The organism is Bradyrhizobium genosp. SA-3 (assembly GCF_004212635.1).
GTDB lineage: Bacteria > Pseudomonadota > Alphaproteobacteria > Rhizobiales > Xanthobacteraceae > Bradyrhizobium.
This window is the reverse complement of the sequence record NZ_PSRT01000271.1, coordinates 1-3680: the sequence shown is the minus strand read 5'-3', so window position 1 is coordinate 3680 and position 3680 is coordinate 1. Positions and strand designations below refer to the sequence as shown.

Genomic DNA, 3680 nt, shown 5'->3' with positions numbered 1-3680 from the left:
GAGCCGGGATGGGCGACACATACGCCAATTCCGAATTTCGGTAAAGCGGAATATTTTCAAGCGACGGGATTGACAGAGGGCGACACAGGCGCGGACGCGTAGCCCGGATGGAGCGGAAGCGTAATCCGGGAAGGTGCCGACCGACGGGCGGGCACCCCGGATTGCGCTGCGCTCCATCCGGGCTACGGGAGCTTCACTCCCTCCGCGGCACCGGTGTCCCATCCGCCATCGTCGTCACGCCCTTCCGCTCCACGATCATCCCATAGGCCCGTGGCTGGCGGTGAACGTCGAAATTGAACGTCGTCCGCTTGTAGGAATTGCAGAGATCGAGATCGCAGTGGGCGATCGCGATCTCGTCGCCGTTCGTCGTGCATCTCGCAACGATCTCGCCCGAAGGCGCGATGATGCAGCTGCCGCCGATGTGCTCCACGCCCTCCTCGAGGCCGGCCTTGGCGACGCCGACCACGAAAGTGCCGTTCTGATAGGCGCCGGCCTGCATCACCAGATGGTTGTGAAACAGCGAGAGATGGTCGTGCTCCGGTGCGGGCGGATTGTGCACTGGCGTGTTGTAGCCGATCAGCACCATCTCGACGCCCTGCAGGCCCATCACCCGGTAGGTCTCGCTCCAGCGGCGATCGTTGCAGATCGCCATGCCCATCACGCCGCCGAAGGCGCTGGTCACACCAAAACCTGCGCCCGGCTCGAAATAGCGCTTCTCCAGATGCTGGAATTTGCGCCACGGCTCGTGCTCGGCATGGCCGGGCAAGTGGACCTTGCGATATTTCAAGACGATCGCGCCGCTTCTGTCGACCAGGACGGAGGTGTTGTAGCGCCTGACAATCCCGGCCTCGACCGTCAGCTCGGCATAGCCGAGATAGAACCCGATGCCGAGTTCGCGCGCGAGGTCGAACAGGCCTCGCGTCTCCGCCCCCGGCATTTCGCGCTCGAAGAATTTGTCGATCTCGGCCTGATCCTCAAAATACCAGCGCGGAAAGAACGTGGTTAGCGCGAGCTCGGGATACACGATGAGGTCGCAGCCGTCTGCGTGCGCCCGGCGCATCATGGCCATCAACCGCGCCACGACCTCGGTCCTCGTCTCGCTTTTCGCGATTGGGCCAAGCTGACCGGCCGCAACATTCACAAATCTTACCACGCGTCTTTCCTTTATTCGCTTTGCGGTTCGTCGATACCGCGGCAACGCCCTCGACTTCGCGGGGAATCAAATTCTGTGCCTGCAAGGCTCATCATGCGATCGCGCGCCAAAACAACGGAACTTCGTTGCCAATCTGCAACGGTTCCCCACCGTCTGAAGCCGGACAAAAGAAACTCCCAATCCGGCCACGAACCGCTCTCACAACGCCGTGAGACCAGCAGGGGAAATACGATGCGTGCACAGCGCGTTTGGAAAGTGAATGGGGCCGCCAGCATCGGGCAGCTCCAGTCGAGACTGGACGAGCTGAACAAGCGGCTCGGCCAGCTCGAAAGCCAGCATCCCGAGAGCTGGAAGATCGAAGAGCTGAGATCGAGCGCGCTCAGCCTGTCGCGCGAGATCGACGACATCCGCTGCGCCGAGGCGACGGCCGCCCTGAGCGAGCTGCTGCGCAAGTAATCAGGGCAAGTCATCAGGCCTTTCGCGATTCGCGCGTGCCGCAAGGAACCAACCTCGCGCACCACCATTTCCATGCTGAACATGGAGCAAGACCATGACCAGGCATCTGTCGCGGGCCCATCTCGCGCGCGGCGTCACCGGCGCGATCTCCACGCTGGTACTGTGCGCAGCGGCGGCATTCACCATCGCGCGCCATTTCGCGCCGTGAGGGATTTCGCATGACCTCCGACCCCGAGGAGTCGGTGAGGCTGCAAGGCTATGGCGAGATGACGTTGCGCACCGCGATCGCGACGCTGATGGCGCTCGCGCCGCGCGACCGATCCGACGCCGCCATCTTCCGCGTCCGCGACGGCTCGCGCCTGGCCACGCGCGAGATCACCGACCTCGCCTCGGAATGGGGCATGACGCCGCTGGCCGACGTCAGGTCGCCAAGTCTCGTCCCGGCCCCGCACTGGCCTGACATCGTCCGCGGCATGGTGCGCGAGGCGCCGCTGCCGTCGCTGATGCTGGCGTTTTTAGTCGGCGTGCTGGTGGCGCGGCGGTAAAGGCGATGGATGCGGCTCGGGCCGTTGCCGTAAGGCTCAAGAGCCAAGCCGCCGAAACAGGCGACCGCCAAACCAACTGAATCCAAGGCCCGCAAGCGCCCAGGAGACACGGTGTCAGGCGGCCGCGCGGCCCGATTTCGCGCGTTGCTCCAGCGCGTTTATCGTCGACACGAGATTCTCACGTCGCGCGCGAAGGTTCATCGCGAGCAACGGATAGGACGGGTCCTTCACGTCAAACACCCCGGCCTTGGCCTCTTCTTCGAGGATGTCGGAATTCATGAGCTGAACGCGCCACCACAGATCCGCAATCAGCGCGCTGAGCCGAAGCGCTCCAGTGGAGCCGAAACGGGACACTTCTTTCATTGTTTTGCCTCAACCTGAAACAGTCCCTCCGCTAGGGGCTGCCTTTGGTCCTGACTGAGCAAACAGAGTGCCAGGGCTGTGGGCGGGTCAGATGCGCCACCCTGCACCACCTCGTGGCCTGCGCAGGATCGACCGCAATCGGCGTGGACGGAAAACGCCTTGGTCGGCGCGAGCCATGCCAGGCGCACAGACGTCCCTGCTGGGGCCAAATCGGCCGTGGACCCGCCCCGAAAATCGTTGCAAAAAGGCGCTCCCGAGGCGCCGGCAACCGGTCTGCCAAGCCTCTGGGAATACGTCGACTTTTGGAAGAATGGTCGGAGTGGCAGGATTCGAACCTGCGACCCCTGCGTCCCGAACGCAGTGCTCTACCGGGCTGAGCCACACTCCGACAAGAAGGCGGCTTATAGCGTCGGGTTTGGCGCACCGCAAGCGGCCGAGTTGAGGAATTTTATCCCTGTGAAAACGGGTCTTGAAACGCTGATTTTACCGGCCGGAGAGGCCGCCGCCGCAGCCGCGGCCCGGGCGCTCACGGCCGGCGGGCTGGTCGCATTTCCGACCGAGACGGTCTATGGGCTCGGAGCGGATGCCGCCAATGCCGCCGCGATCGCCCATCTCTACGCCGCCAAGGGGCGGCCCGCGTTCAATCCGCTGATCGCCCATGTCGCGGACGTTGCCGCCGCGCGGCGGATCGGCCGGTTCGATGCGCGTGCCCTGAAGCTTGCAGAGGCGTTCTGGCCGGGGCCGCTGACGCTGGTGGTGCCGCAGACGGATAACTGCCCGGTGGCCGATCTCGCCACCGCCGGCCTCGACACGGTCGCGATCCGCATCCCCGCCCATCCGGTGGCGCAGGCGATTCTGCGCGCTTTTGGCGGGGCGGTGGTGGCGCCGTCCGCAAATATCTCCGGCCATGTCTCGCCGACGCTGGCCGCCCATGTCGAAAGCGACCTTGCGGGGCGGATCGATCTGATCGTCGACGGCGGGCCAGTCGAGGTCGGCGTCGAATCGACGATCATCGGCTGCTTCGAGAGCTTGATGCTGCTCCGCCCCGGCGGGCTGTCGCGCGAGCGAATCGAAGCCGTGCTCGGCGCACCCTTGGTGCGGCCGCCCGCGGAGGCCGAGAGCGAGGACAGCCAGCCGCTGGCGCCGGGCATGCTGGCCTCGCA

At 64.9% G+C, this 3680-nt stretch carries 5 protein-coding genes and 1 tRNA gene; 3 read left to right on the top strand and 3 right to left on the bottom strand.

Annotated features, from left to right (window positions below; all coding sequences use genetic code 11):
• Positions 1-193: 193 nt before the first annotated feature.
• Positions 194-1153, bottom strand: a complete 960-nt coding sequence (locus tag CWO91_RS41770; RefSeq protein ID WP_130221112.1) for an N-carbamoyl-D-amino-acid hydrolase — start codon at positions 1151-1153, stop codon at positions 194-196.
• Positions 1154-1384: 231 nt separating this feature from the next.
• Between CWO91_RS41770 and CWO91_RS41765 the strand changes: the two genes are divergently transcribed.
• Positions 1385-1609, top strand: a complete 225-nt coding sequence (locus CWO91_RS41765; protein WP_091892541.1) for a hypothetical protein — start codon at positions 1385-1387, stop codon at positions 1607-1609.
• A gap of 218 nt (positions 1610-1827) precedes the next feature.
• Positions 1828-2154: a hypothetical protein gene (locus CWO91_RS41760; RefSeq protein ID WP_130221111.1), complete on the top strand. Its 327-nt coding sequence runs from the start codon at positions 1828-1830 to the stop codon at positions 2152-2154.
• Positions 2155-2268: 114 nt separating this feature from the next.
• On the opposite strand, the gene CWO91_RS41755 is transcribed toward CWO91_RS41760, so the two are convergent.
• Positions 2269-2433 (bottom strand): hypothetical protein, encoded by a 165-nt coding sequence (locus CWO91_RS41755; RefSeq protein ID WP_347338732.1) that lies wholly within the window; start codon positions 2431-2433, stop codon positions 2269-2271.
• A gap of 395 nt (positions 2434-2828) precedes the next feature.
• Positions 2829-2905 (bottom strand) — tRNA-Pro (locus tag CWO91_RS41750).
• A gap of 68 nt (positions 2906-2973) precedes the next feature.
• Here CWO91_RS41750 and CWO91_RS41745 point away from each other — a divergent pair.
• Positions 2974-3680, top strand: a 707-nt coding sequence (locus CWO91_RS41745; protein ID WP_130221110.1) for an L-threonylcarbamoyladenylate synthase, incomplete at its 3' end; no start/stop codon positions are given.

What these genes read in the sequence shown, in the direction of transcription:
- CWO91_RS41755 (WP_347338732.1), bottom strand. Translation starts at nt 2,433, where the DNA reads ATGAATTCCGACATCCTCGAAGAAGAGGCCAAGGCCGGGGTGTTTGAC.
- CWO91_RS41765 (WP_091892541.1), top strand. Translation starts at nt 1,385, where the DNA reads ATGCGTGCACAGCGCGTTTGGAAAGTGAATGGGGCCGCCAGCATCGGG.
- CWO91_RS41760 (WP_130221111.1), top strand. Translation starts at nt 1,828, where the DNA reads ATGACCTCCGACCCCGAGGAGTCGGTGAGGCTGCAAGGCTATGGCGAG.